Source organism: Reichenbachiella agarivorans (assembly GCF_025502585.1).
GTDB lineage: Bacteria > Bacteroidota > Bacteroidia > Cytophagales > Cyclobacteriaceae > Reichenbachiella > Reichenbachiella agarivorans.
Genome location: NZ_CP106679.1, coordinates 3,725,007 through 3,742,003 on the forward strand (window position 1 = coordinate 3,725,007; position 16,997 = coordinate 3,742,003).

General features: G+C 40.8%; 14 protein-coding genes. 10 read left to right on the forward strand and 4 right to left on the reverse strand.

The window, feature by feature from the left end:
- Positions 1 to 80: 80 nt before the first annotated feature.
- Positions 81 to 656: an RNA polymerase sigma factor gene (locus tag N6H18_RS15640; protein WP_262309219.1), complete on the reverse strand. Its 576-nt coding sequence runs from the start codon at positions 654 to 656 to the stop codon at positions 81 to 83.
- A gap of 288 nt (positions 657 to 944) precedes the next feature.
- Between N6H18_RS15640 and N6H18_RS15645 the strand changes: the two genes are divergently transcribed.
- The 3 genes from N6H18_RS15645 (at position 945) to N6H18_RS15655 (ending at position 6,372) form a co-directional block, all read left to right on the forward strand.
- Positions 945 to 2,369, forward strand: coding sequence for a carboxypeptidase regulatory-like domain-containing protein (locus N6H18_RS15645; protein ID WP_262309220.1), 1,425 nt, complete (start codon positions 945 to 947; stop codon positions 2,367 to 2,369).
- Positions 2,370 to 2,774: 405 nt separating this feature from the next.
- Positions 2,775 to 5,129: an arylsulfatase gene (locus N6H18_RS15650; RefSeq protein ID WP_262309221.1), complete on the forward strand. Its 2,355-nt coding sequence runs from the start codon at positions 2,775 to 2,777 to the stop codon at positions 5,127 to 5,129.
- A gap of 94 nt (positions 5,130 to 5,223) precedes the next feature.
- Entirely contained in the window at positions 5,224 to 6,372 is a 1,149-nt protein-coding gene (locus tag N6H18_RS15655; protein ID WP_262309222.1) for a hypothetical protein, read from the forward strand.
- A 204-nt stretch (positions 6,373 to 6,576) separates the two neighbouring features.
- On the opposite strand, the gene N6H18_RS15660 is transcribed toward N6H18_RS15655, so the two are convergent.
- The 3 genes from N6H18_RS15660 to N6H18_RS15670 all read right to left on the reverse strand — a co-directional run bounded on the left by N6H18_RS15660 (position 6,577) and on the right by N6H18_RS15670 (position 9,910).
- A complete protein-coding gene (locus tag N6H18_RS15660; protein WP_262309223.1) occupies positions 6,577 to 7,026 on the reverse strand; it encodes a VOC family protein in 450 nt (149 codons plus the stop codon).
- 67 nt (positions 7,027 to 7,093) lie between these two features.
- Complete coding sequence (locus N6H18_RS15665; RefSeq protein ID WP_262309224.1) at positions 7,094 to 7,936, reverse strand: helix-turn-helix domain-containing protein; 843 nt, start codon at positions 7,934 to 7,936, stop codon at positions 7,094 to 7,096.
- 108 nt (positions 7,937 to 8,044) lie between these two features.
- On the reverse strand, positions 8,045 to 9,910 hold the full coding sequence (locus tag N6H18_RS15670; protein WP_262309225.1) for an NACHT domain-containing protein: 1,866 nt from the start codon (positions 9,908 to 9,910) through the stop codon (positions 8,045 to 8,047).
- A gap of 591 nt (positions 9,911 to 10,501) precedes the next feature.
- Between N6H18_RS15670 and N6H18_RS15675 the strand changes: the two genes are divergently transcribed.
- From N6H18_RS15675 to N6H18_RS15705, 7 genes are all read left to right on the forward strand, one after another.
- Positions 10,502 to 10,912 (forward strand): HU family DNA-binding protein, encoded by a 411-nt coding sequence (locus N6H18_RS15675; protein ID WP_262309226.1) that lies wholly within the window; start codon positions 10,502 to 10,504, stop codon positions 10,910 to 10,912.
- A 215-nt stretch (positions 10,913 to 11,127) separates the two neighbouring features.
- The gene (locus N6H18_RS15680) at positions 11,128 to 12,270 is read left to right on the forward strand and encodes a BamA/TamA family outer membrane protein (protein WP_262309227.1); all 1,143 of its coding nucleotides are present in this window, start codon (positions 11,128 to 11,130) and stop codon (positions 12,268 to 12,270) included.
- 73 nt (positions 12,271 to 12,343) lie between these two features.
- Positions 12,344 to 12,883: a hypothetical protein gene (locus tag N6H18_RS15685; RefSeq protein WP_262309228.1), complete on the forward strand. Its 540-nt coding sequence runs from the start codon at positions 12,344 to 12,346 to the stop codon at positions 12,881 to 12,883.
- Positions 12,884 to 13,166: 283 nt separating this feature from the next.
- Entirely contained in the window at positions 13,167 to 13,739 is a 573-nt protein-coding gene (locus N6H18_RS15690; RefSeq protein ID WP_262309229.1) for a DUF4136 domain-containing protein, read from the forward strand.
- Positions 13,740 to 13,981: 242 nt separating this feature from the next.
- Positions 13,982 to 15,283, forward strand: coding sequence for an outer membrane protein assembly factor (locus tag N6H18_RS15695; protein WP_262309230.1), 1,302 nt, complete (start codon positions 13,982 to 13,984; stop codon positions 15,281 to 15,283).
- 27 nt (positions 15,284 to 15,310) lie between these two features.
- Complete coding sequence (locus tag N6H18_RS15700) at positions 15,311 to 16,054, forward strand: DUF2092 domain-containing protein (protein ID WP_262309231.1); 744 nt, start codon at positions 15,311 to 15,313, stop codon at positions 16,052 to 16,054.
- The gene (locus tag N6H18_RS15705) at positions 16,051 to 16,959 is read left to right on the forward strand and encodes a DUF6515 family protein (RefSeq protein WP_262309232.1); all 909 of its coding nucleotides are present in this window, start codon (positions 16,051 to 16,053) and stop codon (positions 16,957 to 16,959) included. Before N6H18_RS15700 ends, N6H18_RS15705 begins: the two co-directional genes overlap by 4 nt.
- Positions 16,960 to 16,997 lie beyond the last annotated feature (38 nt).

Consider the following 16,997-nt stretch of genomic DNA (forward strand, 5'->3'; position numbering starts at 1 on the left):
TGAATATTGGAATCAGTTGGTTAACAACTACCTGTATCTAACCCCTATGACTTTTATTTGTTCCGCTTATCAGAGGAAAATTAAGCGGCGTGCCCCAACAAACTAAGGTTTCTGAGGGTTACAGCCTTTTCTCTTGCTCTCATCAACCGCATCTTTACTGCACTGGCAGACAGGTTGTACATTAGCTGTAGGTCTTTGATAGACATATTTTGCTGGTATTTCATCATGAGCAATTGCTGGTCTTCTTCTGAGATGGTTTGCCATACATTTTCTTGTACGATTTGTTCCATAGCCACTTCCAATTCTTGGACTGCATCCGCATCGTCTTCCATATCAAAATGCTCATGGATCGGCTCAAAATGTTTGGATTTGGCCTTTCTCAACTTGTCGGTGCAGTAGTTGAAAGTGACACTGTACAGCCAGGTAGAAAATTTGGATTCTCCCTTGAACCCTGCGGCTTTTTCCATCACACGCAGCATCACATCTTGTGCCAAATCACTGGCATCATCGGTATTCTTCACAAAGGAAAGACACTTGGCAAACACCAACATATAATACCGAGAATACAACTCTCCCATGGCAAGCTTGTTTCCCTGCTGGAGGCTCTGGACGAGTTGCTCATCTGTGTGACTGGATAGGTTTTGGACGTTCTTCATTTTGCTTCTAAATCGTATGTATCGACGATGTAAAATTGTCCAAGATGTCAGCTAATAATAAGAGCTGAAAAGCGGATTTTGCAAAAACAGTTGGAAGACCTAGAAGCTACCAGAATACTGCAAGTACTACGAGAATTGCGTATGGTCATTGCCTCTACTCTGAATTACCAACTAAAATACTCAAACTTACTTAAAGCCTTTATTTATAGATAGATACAACAAATCCAAAAATCTCGTTATAACTTTATTAAAAATTAAACTCAACTTGTATAATCTTATTATCCACCTATGAAAAACCGTTACTTTTTAAGTGTAGCACTAGGTATAGTCGCTATATTATTTGCGTCATGCAATGATGATAAAGTGTCGTTGAATTTCAAACAAGACATCACTGTCACCATTCAAGGCATAGTCTATGACAACAATGGCCACACGCCACTCTCAGGTGTCCTGGTGACACTGGGTGCGGATACGGTCACCACTTTGGCCGACGGCTATTACTCATTCGAAGGCAACTCATCGGGTTCTTATTTACTCAAGTTTTCGAAAGAAAACTACATGACCATGGTACAGCAAGTGGTCGAAGTAGCCAAAGAATTTACCGCCAACAGCATTGTGAATACTTCGCCTGTATTTATGTATGAAAAAACCGAAACACTTACAACCAGCTTCTATTGGTCCAATGGAATAGAAGATGTACCACTTGCCAATATGGAGGTTCGATTGGAGATATTGTATGACTATGAAGAGCCCGATTACTATGGTGGCGAGTATTATCTTTCAGAAGGTGCTCGTGTGGTCGAAACTGAGGGAGTCGAAGAAATGGGTGAGTCAGGCATCTTTTTCGAAGACGCTGTAATCGTAGCTACTACAGACGATCTCGGAAAAATCAGCTTTACCAATCTGCCCAACATAGAAGTCCATATGAGTCTAAGACATGAGTTTGATCAAAAGAGATTTTCTTTCGATCGCTATGAGCTGCCTAGTGACTATTCTACCAGCTACATCCTCTATTATAATAGCGCAACCGAATTTAGACTCATTCACACCAACCTCACTGATGAAGATGGTAATCAAGTCTACGATTTTGACCCAGCTGACAACATTACCTTCCAATTCTCAGAAGAAGTATCATATGCATCAGCAACCCTACACAAAAACAACGTAGGTGTTGATGTTTTAGTAACTGTAACTACCAGTGGCAATACAGTAACAATCGACCCAAATGGCACCTCTCTTGAACCAGGTGTTTCTTACAACGTAAGTCTCAATGTTTCATCAGTTTTAGGCCATACCTATCAGACAGATATAGATTTTACAGTATCAGTTAATTCTATCGTACTGACCAAGGTATTAAATCTTAACTTGGATGAATCCTACTATAGCAGCTATTCAGTATATGAATCTGATAATTTTGTCTATATCGAATTTGACTCAGTAGCAGGTGCTTCAGATTATGAAATCTATGGCAAGTACAGTGGGGGAACTGATGAATTTGTTTACTTAAATACTGCATATTCAGAATTTGAAGATGTATATGTGTACCTACTCAATAGTGGCATCTCCGTACCTGAGGGTAAAAATGGCTTGTTTGATGGCAACACCTATACGCTGATCGTGAGAGCAGTTTTGGATGGTGCGAAAGGTCCATTCTCCGATCCCTTGGTCATCAGCGAAGGAGACAACAGACAAAGTCCCATAGTAGTTAGATAACCAAAGAATACCAATTACCACAGTCAAACAAAGAGCACCGAGATGATTCTCGGTGCTCTTTGCTTTAAGATTTAAGTTCTATTGCTCCTACATCTCCAGCACTGGGCGGACTCCCTTCATGTTTTAACACTTAGACCAGTGAAGTGTTGCAGGCTTTGCAATCACCTGAGGGGTAGTTGCCCCAACTGTAACCAATAGATGAATTTCTGGTTTGTTATTTCCATTGAATTTTCTCGATTTTACTTCCCTATCTTGTAGTTTTACAAGAATGGGACTAAGTCAACTCTTTATTATTCCATGATGTTATTGAGTGTGAAGACGAGGGATGGAGTATGGCACATAGTTGTGAATCATTAATGAGCAATTAATTTTAATTTATATCAAACATATCTAAACTTATACGTTATGAAACAATTGCATTTATTAATGCTAATGGTGCTATTTATGAGTCTCGGGGTGTATGCACAGCAGACGCTTCCATTCCCACCAGTACCATCTGCTTCTACAGCTGGACCCACAATGCAAGAATCAATCTACAAGTCCCATGTTGAACCCAATAGATTGCCTGAGAAAGCCCCCAATATTTTGATCATCCTGATAGATGATGTAGGACCAGGTACTCCTGACACCTACGGCGGAGAAATCCACACACCTAACCTGACTAGAGTGGCCAATGCTGGCATTTCCTACAACAGGTTTCACTCTACAGCTATGTGCTCACCAACCAGAGCCTCTTTGATTACTGGGCGCAATCATACACGCGTCGGAAACGGTCAGATTGCCGAACTAGCCAATGACTGGGATGGTTTCAGTGGGACAATACCCAAGTCAAGTGCCACCATCGCAGAGGTACTAAAAAACTATGGCTATAACACTGGCGCTTGGGGCAAGTGGCACAATTCGCCAGCTGCTCAAACGACATCCAAGGGTCCATTTGAATATTGGCCAACAGGCTATGGATTTGAGTATTTTTATGGTTTCTTGGCTGGTGAGGCGTCACAGTATGAACCGTCCTTGGTACGAAATACCACTGTAGTGGAAACACCAGAAAAACTAGATGATGGCAGCCCTTACCACCTAACAGGTGATATTGCTGATGATGCGATCCTTTGGCTCAGAGAGCAAGAAGCTTTTGCTCCTGACAAACCATTTCTCATGTATTGGGCGACAGGTGCATCGCATGGACCGCACCATGTACCAGTAGAATGGGCGGACAAGTACAAAGGTAAATTTGACGATGGGTGGGATGCTTACCGTGAAAGAACCTTCAAAAGACAAAAAGAACTCGGATGGATTCCTCAGAATGCTATACTAACGGAGCGTAACAAAACAATGGCTTCTTGGAAGTCCATTCCTGATACAGAAAAGCCATTCCAAAGACGGTTGATGGAAGTTTTTGCAGGATTCACTGAACACGCAGATCATCATGCTGGGCGTATTCTGGATGAACTAGAGCAGCAGGGGAAACTAGACAACACCTTGGTATTCTATATCTGGGGAGACAATGGATCTAGCTCAGAGGGACAAAATGGATCGATCAGTGAGTTGTTGGCTCAAAATGGTATCGCCACAGAAATTCAGGATCACTTAAATGTCTTGGAAGAACTGGGAGGTCTGGAAGCATTAGGCACCGAAAAAACCGACAACATGTATCATGCTGGTTGGGCATGGGCAGGAAGCACACCATACAAAAGCACCAAATTGGTAGGTGCACATTTTGGGGGTACACGCCAGCCACTAGCTGTGAGTTGGCCAGCAGGCATTAAAGCCAATAAAACACCAAGACCACAATTTCACCACGTAGTAGACATCGCACCTACGGTGCTAGATATATTGGATATCGAAATGCCACAAGTGGTAAATGGCATCCCTCAGGATCCGATTGACGGTATCAGTATGCGTTACACCTTTGACGATGCCAAGGCAGAAGGTCAGCGCAAAACTCAGTTTTTCGATATCATGGGTAGTAGAGGTATTTATCAAGATGGGTGGTTTGCCTGTACATTTGGTCCAAGAACACCCTGGTTGCCAGGTGCTCCAGATATTGCAAAATGGGACCCCAGAGAGGATCAGTGGGAATTATACAACCTTGAGGAAGATTGGACACAAGCCAACGATTTAGCGAAGAAAATGCCCAAAAAACTTGCAGACATGAAGGAGTTGTTCATAATCGAGTCAACGAAGAACAAGAACTTACCTATAGGCGGAGGACTATGGGTTCTTGCCAATCCTCAAGAAAAGCCAGCTCCCCCCTATAAGGAATGGACTTTTAGAGGCAACATCACCCGTATGCCTGAGTTTTCGTCTCCTTCGCTGGGCAATACCAACAACATATTGACGATGGATTTGAATCTAGCTGAGAATGCCAATGGCGTATTGTATGCATTGGGTGGCTTTTCGGGTGGCTTGACTTGCTACATGAAAGACGGCTACATCAACTATGAGTATAACCTGTTCGAAATAGAAAGAACCAAGTTGAAAAGCAAGGACAAGCTAAACGGTGGAAAGGCTAAAATAGAAGTAAAGAGTAGCTATCAATGGACAGCTAAACGAGCCTTGGAAGGTAAAATCCAAATATTAGTGAATGGAAAGGAGGTACTCAGTGGCACAATACCAAGATGTGCTCCTTTGATTTTTACTGCCAATGATTGTCTTGATTTTGGCAGTGATTTGGGTTCTCCTGTATCACAGGAATACTTTGAGGAAAAGCCGTACCCTCTTGAAGGAGAGCTACAGATAACTACAGTGAAATATCAGTAATTTTCTGGATGTACTGGCAATGCTAGCATTGTTAGTACATCCAAAAAACACTCTGGGCTCAGTCATGCTGTGCTGATTAATTATGAATGCTACCATGATCAATGAATTTTCTATTATAAGAGGTGGTTTGCTAGATCGGTTTTTTGATAAGATGCACATTGTAAAAAAAGGTTCTCCCAGTGTCTTTTCTAAAATACTGTTACTGCTAGGTTTTACTTGGCTACCATTGATAGCCCTGTCAGCATGGGATCATATATTGATAGGAAAGGTAGACATTCCACTATGGCAAGACATCGGTACTCACACCAGATACTTGATTGTCTTACCGTTGATGTTTTTAGCAGAGTCACGGGTCGATAAGCGTAGCAAGCAGGTGATTTCTCAGTTCATCCAATCAGGACTAATTGGCCCGGAAGAGATGGACTCTTTTCATCAAGCTAAAGTCAAAGCAGACCGAATGTGCGAGTCCTTGTGGGCGGAAGTGGTCATGTTGATCATAGTGGTCATCGGTGTTGCTGTCAAAATCACGCAAAACGAATACACCTTGACCTCATGGTTTCATCCCTATGGTGATGATAGATTATCCTTTGCAGGAATATGGGTAGTTTTTGTAAGTCTTCCTTTGTTTCAATTTTTGATACTAAGATGGCTTTGGCGATGGTTGATATGGTTTCGTTTGCTGTTCATGATTTCAAAAATAAAGTTCCGACTGCATCCAGCTCACCCAGACAAAGCTGGTGGTCTTGGCTTCTTGGGCGAGCCTCCATTAACTTTTGGACCGATCACCTTGGCAATAGGTGTATTGTTTGCCGCTATGTTGGCAAACAGAATGTTGTATTTAGATTTCAAATTACTGGAGCATTATACACTCGTCTTGATATTCATTTGCTTGGTTATTTTTATCAATATAGCACCACTTATGGTCTTCGTCTATAAAATCAGCAACACCCGTCGCAAAGGAATTTTTGACTATGGTGCGTTCATCAATCATCACTATCGATTATTTGATAACAAACTGATACAAAACAGCTCTCAGGAAAGTTCAATGAGAATCGAAGATGCATCAACAGGAGTAGATCTAAACGACTTGTATCATGCAGTAGATAACATGAGTCCAGTTCCATTTGATTGGCGCACTATGTTGACAAGCTTGTTAACATCGATCATACCCATTGTACCTTTGTTGTTCATAGAATTGCCAATAATGGATTTGCTCAAAATGCTACTTCAGATGCTTTTTTGATGCTTTCCGCAATTCGATTCTTGATGAATCAGTCCATCCTTGCCCTGCTTTTCACCTCCAATCTAGGTTCTAAGAATTTTCAGAAGATACAAGCCGATCTCACCCCCTGCCATGACATACAGGTTATCTCAAACCGGATAAACTCCAGCACCAGGCGGACTCCCTTCATGTTTTGGGTCTTAGTGAAAACTAAGACCAGTGGAGTTATTCATAAGGTTTTGTATAAGTCACAATGTCAATTCCAATTCCATTTGGGTCTTTGATTGCAAAATGTCTGTCTCCCCAAGGTTCGTTGCGGATTTCGATTTTCATCTGGACTCCTTTTTCTTTTAGTTGCTTGTACACTTCATCTACGTTTTCAACCTCAATTGTCAAATAAACGCCCTTTCCATTAAATTCCGATTGGAAAATAGTTTCTTGGCTTGGGTGATTCGGTTGCAAAAAACTGATTTCTGCCGAATTGTTGGGTGTGTGAAGTAATAGATAAAATTCGTTTTCAAAACTTACTCCAAAGTCCAAAACTTCTGTGTAGAATTTCTTGGTTTCCTGTAATTTTTCAGTAATTATCCCAGCGTTAAGTTTCATGTTGTTTGTTGTTTGTGCACTTGTCCAACCTACGGTAAGAACAAATACAATTAATAATAATACCTTCATTGCCAATAATTTTTTGCTACAAATTTGGGTTAACAAGAAACTTAGGCATTGTAAAAATCGGACAAACTTAATGGAAGGCTTCTGAAGGTGTAACTCCGTAGTAGGTTTTGAAGCTTTTAACAAAATGGGCTTGGTCAAAAAATCCAACATCAAAGTAGAGTTTGTTTTCTCTTAGACTTTGTTTAGAAGGCTTTGCATTTAAAATATACTGAAAGCGTACAACATTGCTAAACGATTTAGCTGTAGTTCCGATATAAAAGTTAAAAATTCTGCGAAGTTGTCTTGGGCTTAAGCCCGTATTAAGGTCTTTCTCGGTGTTCAAATTTCCATTTTTTTTTAAAATCAGACTTAGTGAATCTAAAAAACGTTGGTCATAATGAACATCTTGTCTTTTTGAAAATCCAATTATTTTTTCGTTCAGTATTTTTTTAATGTTTTCAAATGAATCCGTAGGTTTTATTTCTGAATTTATCCAGTCCGAAAAGTTAGGTAAAACTTTGATCAGTTCCTGAGATTGATTGCTTAAGCTTCGTGCATCAACTCCAAACAAGTATGAAAATGCAGAAGGCAAGAACCGAATACCTATGTAATCAAATTCCTTTCCAATGGGGAATTGAACAAACCTTCTACAAAATCCCATCACAAAGCTTTCCATCGGTTGTTTACAGTTAAAAAATATGTCAATACAACCGTCTGAAACAACTCGGTAATTGTAATCGTTGTTTAATAGTTTCTGTGCTTTAAGTTGCCAAAAACAGTAAACTAAATTTTCAATTTTGTTATTTGGTTTACTTTCTTGGTAACTAATTTCGTTATCACTATCCGACACTGTTGGTTGAATCGGTTTGTAATATTCTCTTATGATTTTTAGCTCATTCACTTCTTTTTTCGCATTATGTACAACGTCCAACTAAAATGAGTATGCGCCCCAGTTGCTAGAAGCACTGGAGATTCTATTTCGCATTGTTCTTTCAGATAGCTCAGTTCGTATATTCATTTTAGTGTTTGTTAGCCACTTTTAAATTAGATCAACTAAATCCTTATCAGTATCAATTGAGTTCTTTATGAAAGATTCAGTTTTTAAAATTTCTCTATCAATAAATTTGTCCAGATCCTTGGCAATCTTTAATACTGGTTTGTAACACTCATTATTAAATTCGTCAGGAATTGTTTTATCAAAGTTTATGAATGGGAATTCCTTTTCATTTCCTTTTCCATCGCCAGGAAGTTTAAATGTGTCATTTGCTGTTTTGATTTTACAATCAGGTTTTCTAACTGAATGTCTCAAGACATTATCAAGTTCTCTTGTGAAAGGTAGGTGGATAAAAATCGCCCTATAGACTATGGGATCATTAATAATTACATCAATAAAATACCTATTTGATCTCCTGTGATCTACCGCACGTTCAGTTGGAATGACAACTCCCCGTGCAAAAAATTTCAGCAATGACAGGTATAAATTCTCGTTTGAACTTGAGTCAATTTGAGATCGAAGTTCATTAAGCAATGGTAAGTAATAGTATCTTTTGAAATTAAGAGAATCCATTTCTTCCAGCAGAGAAAGAAAATTCTCAATTTCATTTAATGATCTTCTATGACCAGCGAAACGGTCAATTATTTTTTGATAAATTCTAGCATTGTCATCGGGATTTAAATTTTTGACGAAAAGAGCTGAAAAATATTCTTGAAGTGATCTATGAGCAAATGAATATTCGCCATTGTCTTCAACCCATAACGCTATTGCAGACTTTAAATCTTGAACAACTTTATTATTGGCAAATGCTAAATTTTTCTTCTTTTTTATTTGATCGAACTTTTCAAAAATGTAATCAATATCCCAAGAATAGTTTGATTCAAAATAGGATAGAAAGCAAAACACTTTTAGAAGTTCCTCAAACTCTTCTTGCTTTAAGTTGCTGTGCTTTTCCCTTACAAAACCTAGCTTGGTTTTACTATCATGTTCGGAAAATAGTGCTTGAATAACACGTCTGTAGAAAATATATTTCTTGCCTGGTACCGCTGCATTACTCTGAAACGTTAAAATAAATAAGGATAATAAAAGTGGATTAGTCAAAAAGCTTTGGATGTATTCAGAATCATTAGTTTCAATTGATTCAACAATTTTTCCAGCAACTTCCTTTTCAGCTTCGAGTTGCTTGTATACAAATCCTTCGATCTCTCCCTCTTCCAGCGAAAGACTTTTGACGTAGTAATTGTGAAATAGCTGAAGGTGCTCAATGTCGCTGTAGGGCCTAGTGGTTAGAATGAAATTATTTTCAGGAAACTGATTGATAAAAGAGTTTAAACTTTCAATTACTTGGGTTTTAATTTCGGAATTAAGCTCATCGTATCCATCCAGAAAAAAAGTGAATTTGCCACCTTGAAATAGCCTCTCTAAAATTTTTGGATTTTCGGCAATTTTATTTTCAAGGACTTTGTCGATAATGTAGGAATCCAAATTAGAATCGTATTCATTTAAATACCTTAATTCGACAAGTATTGGTATTGAGTGTTTGGTATAAATTGAATTAAGAAATAGATGTTTAATTAATGTACTTTTCCCGCTTCCAGCGTCTCCAATGATTGTAATAAAATTAGACTTACTAAAAACTTCGCTAACTACATTTGTTTTGATAACAGATTCATCATCTCTGTTGATCAATTTTAGGGGGTAATAAATATCATATAAATAAACTGGTGTATTACCTCTCAAGAGGGTTTTAAGATGTGAATACTTATCCTTTTGTTTTGTCAGATACCTTTTAAGCCCGGTTTTAATGAGCTGACTTCCTTCATCAGCCAGATCACTAAATATGGATTTACTCTCCTTAACTAGTTCAGTTACGAATGAGCTTACAAATGTTTCAAGTATTTTTTCTTCCATGGTGAGTTATTGTGGCTAACAATTGAGTATGCGGACAAAAGTTCCGCATACTTGCCTTATGGCATGAGTAAATCTAAGTTCTCTGATTTGTAGATAAGGTAGCTTTCTTCACTCTTGCCTCCTACCAAAATTAACTCCTCAACCCCATATCTCACCAAAAGACGGATGCTTTGTTGCACTATTCATAGAAATATACCCAAATCTTGGTAGATGATTTGGGTGGTGGGGAGCGGTTTCCCTGACTAAACGTTACCTCAGCTCCCATGTACCGTTACCTCAAGGCTCTGGTAACGTTACCTCGACCACTTTGTAACGTTACCTTGACCTCATGGTAACGTTACCTCTGACCTGCGGTAACGGTACTTCCATGCCACGGTAACGTTACCTTTTGATTATACATGAAAAACCCTCTCAGAAGCCTTGGTTGCGGGATTATCTGGTACCAAAGGATGCAATTATTTTTAACGTTTTTTGACAAAACCCTTAGTCTTTTTGGCATCATACTTGTCTTGGATCAGACAAATCCCACACAGAGCGCTCCGTCAGGATTCTTATCAAAATCATTTTTCACATTTTAAATAATTTTCAATTATGTCAGTACTATATAAAGTGACTGAGCGCATTGATCCAAGGGATCTATCGCTCCCCAGAAAGTTTTATGCCAGAATCATCAACGGTGATGACGTCAGCTTTGAGGAATTGGTCGAGATCATCAGCAAAGTATCCAGTTTGAACTACGGCACTGTAATGGGTGCTATCGGGACCTTGATAGAGGTCATAGAGATGCAGCTCGCATTTGGTCGGCAGGTCAGGTTGAGTAACCTCGGCACCTTCTTCTTGACACTGAGTAGCCATGGCGTGGAGACGCAGGAGGAATTTCGTGCAGGTAGCATCAAAAGCGCCAGAATCAGGTTTAGACCAGGTCCAAGGCTACAAAAGCTGACCAAAACGCTGCAGTACGAAAAGGTAAGCTTGGCTAGTAATACAGAGCCAGCTGCTTAAGTTTCACTTAAATCTAAAGCCATGTTTAGTATCACACCGTAAAACGGTCTCGCTGTAGTGAGACCGTTTTTTGTTATAGGGATGATCGAATAACAAGCCTACTTGAAATAAGGTCTCTACCCATAGCACCAGCTATCCTTAAAAAACCGTTCCCATCCATTCTCATAATGAGGCATATTCTTTACTTTGCATAGAAAAGAACCAATAACTAACTCATGCTCAAAAGAACCTACTTGGTAGTTGCCATCCTCTATCAGAGTTTCACATGCTTGTCCCAAGACCAAGAAAAGAAAGGAGCATTAAGAGATTCGCTTGACCATAGATTGGACGCCAGTGATTTTTTGATGTCAGCCAATGGTTTCATTCCCTTGCTTCAGATCATCACCGAACCCGCCTTAGGTCATTTTGGTCTTTCCTTTGCCCCTATTTTCATACATCCCAACAAATACCAAGAGGCAGGCAGATACACTCCCCCCAATGTCACGGTGGGTTTTGCCGCCTACACGGTCAACCAGACATGGATGCTGGGCGCCATGCGAATCGCTTCCTTGCCTCGCTATGGTTTGAAGTATCGGATTGGCGCAGGATATGGCTCGGTCAATATGGACTTTTACAGAGACATCGGAGGACTGGGAGAAAAGAAATTTAGCTTCAATTTTAAATCCATCCCTTTTTTTGGTTCCCTGACCAAAGAGATAGGTCATAGCAATGTATTTGCGGGCATCCAATATTTGTACATGAGCAGTGATGTCTCTCCTGAGTTTGGTTTTACTACGCTGCCAGACTTTGTCACTGACAAATCCCTCAAGAGTCATGTCAGTAGTCCTGGACTCGTCGTAGAATATGACGCCCGTGACAATGCCTTCACGCCCAACAGTGGTCAGCTGCTTTCTGCCAATTTTACCATCAATGCCGCGTGGACAGGCAGTGACTTTGAATTTAGGAATGTCAATCTCAAGGCATTTCAGTTCATTCAGACGACGGACAACTGGGTCAGTGGTTTCCGACTAGAGACGGGATTTCAGTTTGGAGACTCTCCATTCTATCTCAATCCTGGTATCAACCTGAGAGGAGTGCCGATGGCAAGGTACCAAGGCAAGTCTACCTACCTCGTAGAGACTGAGCAACGCTATGATTTTACGATGCGCTGGAGTGCAGTGCTATTTACAGGCATGGCCAAGGCTGTACCTGACAAAGAGAGTTTCTCCAGTGCTACCTTGGTGTACAACTATGGCACAGGTTTTCGCTACTTGATGGCCCGCAAATTTGGCTTGCGAATGGGCATAGATGTAGCCGCGTCCAATGAGGACTTTGCCTACTACATCGTATTTGGATCGGCATGGAACAACCGTGGCTAAACAATCATCACAAGGTCAAAACTCAATGTACTTTGTATTCAATACTCAGATTTCAATACTCAATACTAGAAACATGAAAACAACCACACTACTATGCCTCTCACTGCTCTGCATGCATCTATGCTGGGGACAAAACGAAGAAAAAGAGTCGAGCGAAGAAAAATTCAAACACCATAAAATCATGGTCGTGATGGGACATACGCACGTCCCTGCCGGTATCGACAACAACGGTAAAAAAGAATGGCTCGTACTAGGGAGCTGGGGAATCGACTATGACTACCGTATCACATCCAAATGGAGCATTGGGTTGCACTCTGATCTGGTACTCGAAAATTTCGAATACGATGACGAAGAAGGTGCAACCCTACAAAGAAGCCGACCATTGGCATCCACCATCACCGTATCTCGCAAATTCGGAGAGCATTTCTCAGTGATGCTCGGTGGAGGGGGCGAATTTGCCAAAGAAGAAAACCTGACCCTATTCAGAGTGGGACTAGACTATGGCTGGGAGCTACCAGGAGAATGGGAAATAGCCGCGAGTTTGATGTCGGATTTCAAAATCAATGCTTACAACTCTTGGGTGCTAGGCATAGGTGTGGGTAGATCTTTTTGATCCCAAAACTTAATTGGAACTTAACTGCAATTGACTAATTCTACGGTCAAACTAGTAATAACTTTACAAAGGATTTATATTCGATAGCAGTTTCACTAAATTTAACAGGAGCAATTCACCTAATATGCTAAAACATACATCTAGCCATAGATTGCCAGCTATGCAGTTGACCGACTGGATACAAATCAATTGTTTCAAAAGCATCTTACCTTGAGCACAGATCAGAATCTACCACAGGGTAAATGAAAAAATAAACATGTATAACAAATAACTTGAATTGAAAATGAAAAATGTACTCAAAGCCAGCCTAATGACACTCGTTTTATTCATGGCAGCCCAACTGACCTATGCACAAGTAAAAAGTGACTACAACAAAGACGCAGATTTCTCAAAATATAAAACCTACACCTTTGCGGGTTGGGAAAAGAATAGTAGCGAAAGTGTCAATGATTTTGACAAGAAAAGAATCTTGGACGCCCTCAAATCAGAATTTGACAGCAGAGGCATGACTTTAGCAGAGACGGGTGGAGATGCGACCATTACGCTGTTTATAGTCGTGGACGAGAAGACTAGCACCACCGCCTATACTACCTACAACGGAGGAATGGGCTATGGCGGTCGCTGGGGATGGGGTTATGGAGCAGGAGGAATGGGTACTTCGACTACTTCCTACTCTGAAAATGACTACACAGAAGGCACCCTGGTAGTAGACATGTATGACACTGAGTCCAAAGACCTCGTATGGCAAGGAATCCTGACTGCTGTCGTCAAAGAAAAACCTGAAAAAAGAGAAAAAGGTATTCCTAAAAAGATCAGCAAACTGATGAAAACCTATCCAGTAGCTGCTACCAAATAATTTCATTTGTGAGGTTGCTTAGACCACATCTGGTTGTCTAAGCAACACGCCTATTTATTGCATTGACTAGGGCATCAAAGCGTTTTTATACATTTTAGTTTAAATTAAAAAAGTCTCATGTTGATAATTTCCCCGGATTCTATTCTCCAGTTCAAGACAAGGAATTGCTGGCAGCACAAAATCACTGGAACCTGATCAAGGTGAACATGAAAAAACCATAATGAGTGAAATAAAAAGCTAAGATGAACCAAACGAAAGGAATAATAAGTAGGTCGGCAGTGATAGTGATGATCATCCATTGTGTAATGTGGCTATCAGCCACCGCTCAAACAGACACTACCCTTGTCGATCAGCCTTTGTCCAAAAGAGAGGCAAAAAAGGTCAAGAAGAACAAACCACCTGAAGAGGGAGATATCTATTTTTCTCCAGTTCCTGCGATTGGGATGAACCCAGCCTTTGGATTCATGTATGGCGTAGGTGCAGCCGTGAGCTCCTACCTAGGTGACCCTGCCGACACCAAGATCTCTACCGCCTTGGCAGGCTTGATATTCACTACCAAAAAACAAACCATCTTCACGGTCAAAAGTGCCGCATACACCGCACACAACGATTTGATTCTCATTGGTGATTGGCGCTACCTTGATTCTAGCCAACCGACCTATGGCTTGGGCACAGGTCCACAGTCAGCCAAGTTGGTAGCCAACGGATTTGAATTCGACGATGGATCCAGTATCGATGGGATTGACCAAGCCCAAATGCTGGAGTTTAAGTGGATTCGATTGTACGAAACCGTATTGAAGAAGATCAATTCAGGTTTTTATGCAGGTGTTGGAATCCATTTTGATCAGTTTTCGGACGTCAATGATCAAATGTTGCGTCTCGATTCATTGGATCCCCAAATCACCAGTTATTATGCCTACAATGTCAAACACGATTTTCATCAGAGCGAATCGACTTTGACGGGCATATCGCTCAATGGCATCTATGACACCAGAGACAACCAAAACAACCCCTACAAAGGTCGCTATGCCTACATCAATTTCAAGATGAACCCAACCTGGATGGGAAGTGACCAATCGTCAACCACCCTATGGTTGGAGTACCGTGATTATTTCAACTTCACCCCAGACAATAACAACAACATTTTGGGCTTTTGGACATGGGGCAATTTCACGACCAGTGGAGATTTGCCTTACCTCCTACTTCCTGCCATTGGTACGGATCAGTTTGCCAAATCAGGACGCCCCTATGCGCAGGGTAGATTCAGAGGTCAAAACATGGTCTATGCAGAAACGGAGTTTAGAAAGACGGTTCTAGCCACAAAAAACAACCCTCATTTCCTAGGCATGGTGGCATTTTTCAACATCACCACTGCCAGTGCAGAGGGCAATGACATCAGCCTATTCGATTATGTCAACAAAGGCTATGGTCTGGGTCTCAGAATCGCTTTCAATCAAAAAGCCCGAACCAACATTGGTTTGGATTACGGTTGGGGAGACTATGGGACACAAGGATTTTACATCAAACTCAACGAAACGTTCTAATTTGCATTGAATCAAAAATCAAACAAAATGAAATACCTGAGTCAACTTCTACTTGCCATATCGCTTTCAATATTCATTCTCAGTTGTGAAAGTGGTCAAAAAGAGCTGTATGATGAGGCCGCTATCAACAGTCTGGACAGCCTCACACAAACCATCGGCAGACTACACTCGGTGAGTCTTACGATCAATGTCCAATCAGACAAGTTTGAAAATGGTGAATTGATCTCAAAATTTTCACAAAGTGATGTGTACATGAGAGACTCCAATCGGATGTACATCTACACAGACAATGAGCTGTTTCGCAAGGGATTTTGGTACGACGGCAAACAATTGGCTACCCTGCTATACAACGAAAATCAATACGACATCATCGATGTACCGAATACGATCATAGCCATGATTGACTCCACACACAATCACTTCAAGTTGGATTTTCCAGCAGCGGATTTCTTCTACCCTACCTTGACTGATGATTTGATCAATCACTTTGACACGATCGTTGCACTAGGCCAACGCCAAATCATGAAGACCTCCTACACCGAAATCAATGCCACCAATGCAAACCTAGACGTTTATATTTTGATTGATCCCAACACCAAGCTCCCCAAGCAATTAGAAATATATTACCTAGGTGAAAGAAAAGGAGAAAAATACATTGCAACTTTCTCCAACTGGAGAACAAACCCTCACTTGCCAGAGAGTTTATTCATGTTTACCCCTCCAAAAGACGCAACCAAAGAAACCATTATTGTAAAAAAACAAACGTCATGACTCAACAAACAGGCACGATCACTACGCTCCTACTGATACTATTTTTGGTATCGAATACAGCGTTTGCACAAAGGCTCAAACATGCCCCTACTACTATCAACAGAGGCGGCAGCATGAATCGAGGCTCAATCAATGGTGGAGCATCCAGAGCCACTACGAGACCACAGACGAGTACCCAAAGACCGCAAGTGAGACCTAAGACTGAAAACAGAACCAATACTACGGTCACTAGGCCTCAGCATAAACCTGATACCAGATCACAAGTAGCTAGTAGAAATACGGGAAACGACCATGTCAACGGAGGAAACCATACGGTCAAACCCAAAAACAAGGTCAACATTGATAACAGCCAGACCAACATCAATGTGAATGTGAATAGAAATGTCCGTATCAACAACAGCCACAACAACCGATATTACAACGGACATCGTGGGTATTACCCTTATCATTATCATCCATACCACCCCTACTACTATGGCCCATACTGGCATCCAGTGGGTTTTTTCATAGCTACCATCGCGACTACTGCGATCATCGTATCGATAGAGAATCAGCACTACTACTATGATCAAGGGGTCTATTATGTAGAAGCGCAGGGCGGATACAATGTAGTCCCTGCTCCTGTCAACATCACCATCGTCAACCTACCAAATGGAGTCGAAACCATCAAATCCAATGACGCAACCTATTATTACTTTTCTGGAGCCTTTTATCAAAAAGTAGAAGATGGATACAAAGTCATCCAAGCACCCGATGGCGTAATCGTAGCTAACATCCCCGAAGGAGGTGAAGAAATAGAAATAGAAGGTGTAAAATATGTATTCTACAATGAGACCTACTTTCAGCCCCTCACTCAGGATGGAAAAGACGTCTATCAAGTCGTAGAGATGGAACCTGTCGAATAGTCAGTGCAAGAACATACCCTAGCTTACATGAATTAGAC

Bases quoted from the DNA above. Each gene is read 5' to 3' on its own strand.
- N6H18_RS15705 (WP_262309232.1), top strand. From the start codon at position 16,051: ATGACTCAACAAACAGGCACGATCACTACGCTCCTACTGATACTATTT.
- N6H18_RS15700 (WP_262309231.1), top strand. From the start codon at position 15,311: ATGAAATACCTGAGTCAACTTCTACTTGCCATATCGCTTTCAATATTC.
- N6H18_RS15660 (WP_262309223.1), bottom strand. From the start codon at position 7,026: ATGAAGGTATTATTATTAATTGTATTTGTTCTTACCGTAGGTTGGACA.
- N6H18_RS15695 (WP_262309230.1), top strand. From the start codon at position 13,982: ATGAACCAAACGAAAGGAATAATAAGTAGGTCGGCAGTGATAGTGATG.
- N6H18_RS15690 (WP_262309229.1), top strand. From the start codon at position 13,167: ATGAAAAATGTACTCAAAGCCAGCCTAATGACACTCGTTTTATTCATG.
- N6H18_RS15640 (WP_262309219.1), bottom strand. From the start codon at position 656: ATGAAGAACGTCCAAAACCTATCCAGTCACACAGATGAGCAACTCGTC.
- N6H18_RS15685 (WP_262309228.1), top strand. From the start codon at position 12,344: ATGAAAACAACCACACTACTATGCCTCTCACTGCTCTGCATGCATCTA.
- N6H18_RS15655 (WP_262309222.1), top strand. From the start codon at position 5,224: ATGATCAATGAATTTTCTATTATAAGAGGTGGTTTGCTAGATCGGTTT.
- N6H18_RS15650 (WP_262309221.1), top strand. From the start codon at position 2,775: ATGAAACAATTGCATTTATTAATGCTAATGGTGCTATTTATGAGTCTC.
- N6H18_RS15680 (WP_262309227.1), top strand. From the start codon at position 11,128: ATGCTCAAAAGAACCTACTTGGTAGTTGCCATCCTCTATCAGAGTTTC.
- N6H18_RS15670 (WP_262309225.1), bottom strand. From the start codon at position 9,910: ATGGAAGAAAAAATACTTGAAACATTTGTAAGCTCATTCGTAACTGAA.
- N6H18_RS15675 (WP_262309226.1), top strand. From the start codon at position 10,502: ATGTCAGTACTATATAAAGTGACTGAGCGCATTGATCCAAGGGATCTA.
- N6H18_RS15645 (WP_262309220.1), top strand. From the start codon at position 945: ATGAAAAACCGTTACTTTTTAAGTGTAGCACTAGGTATAGTCGCTATA.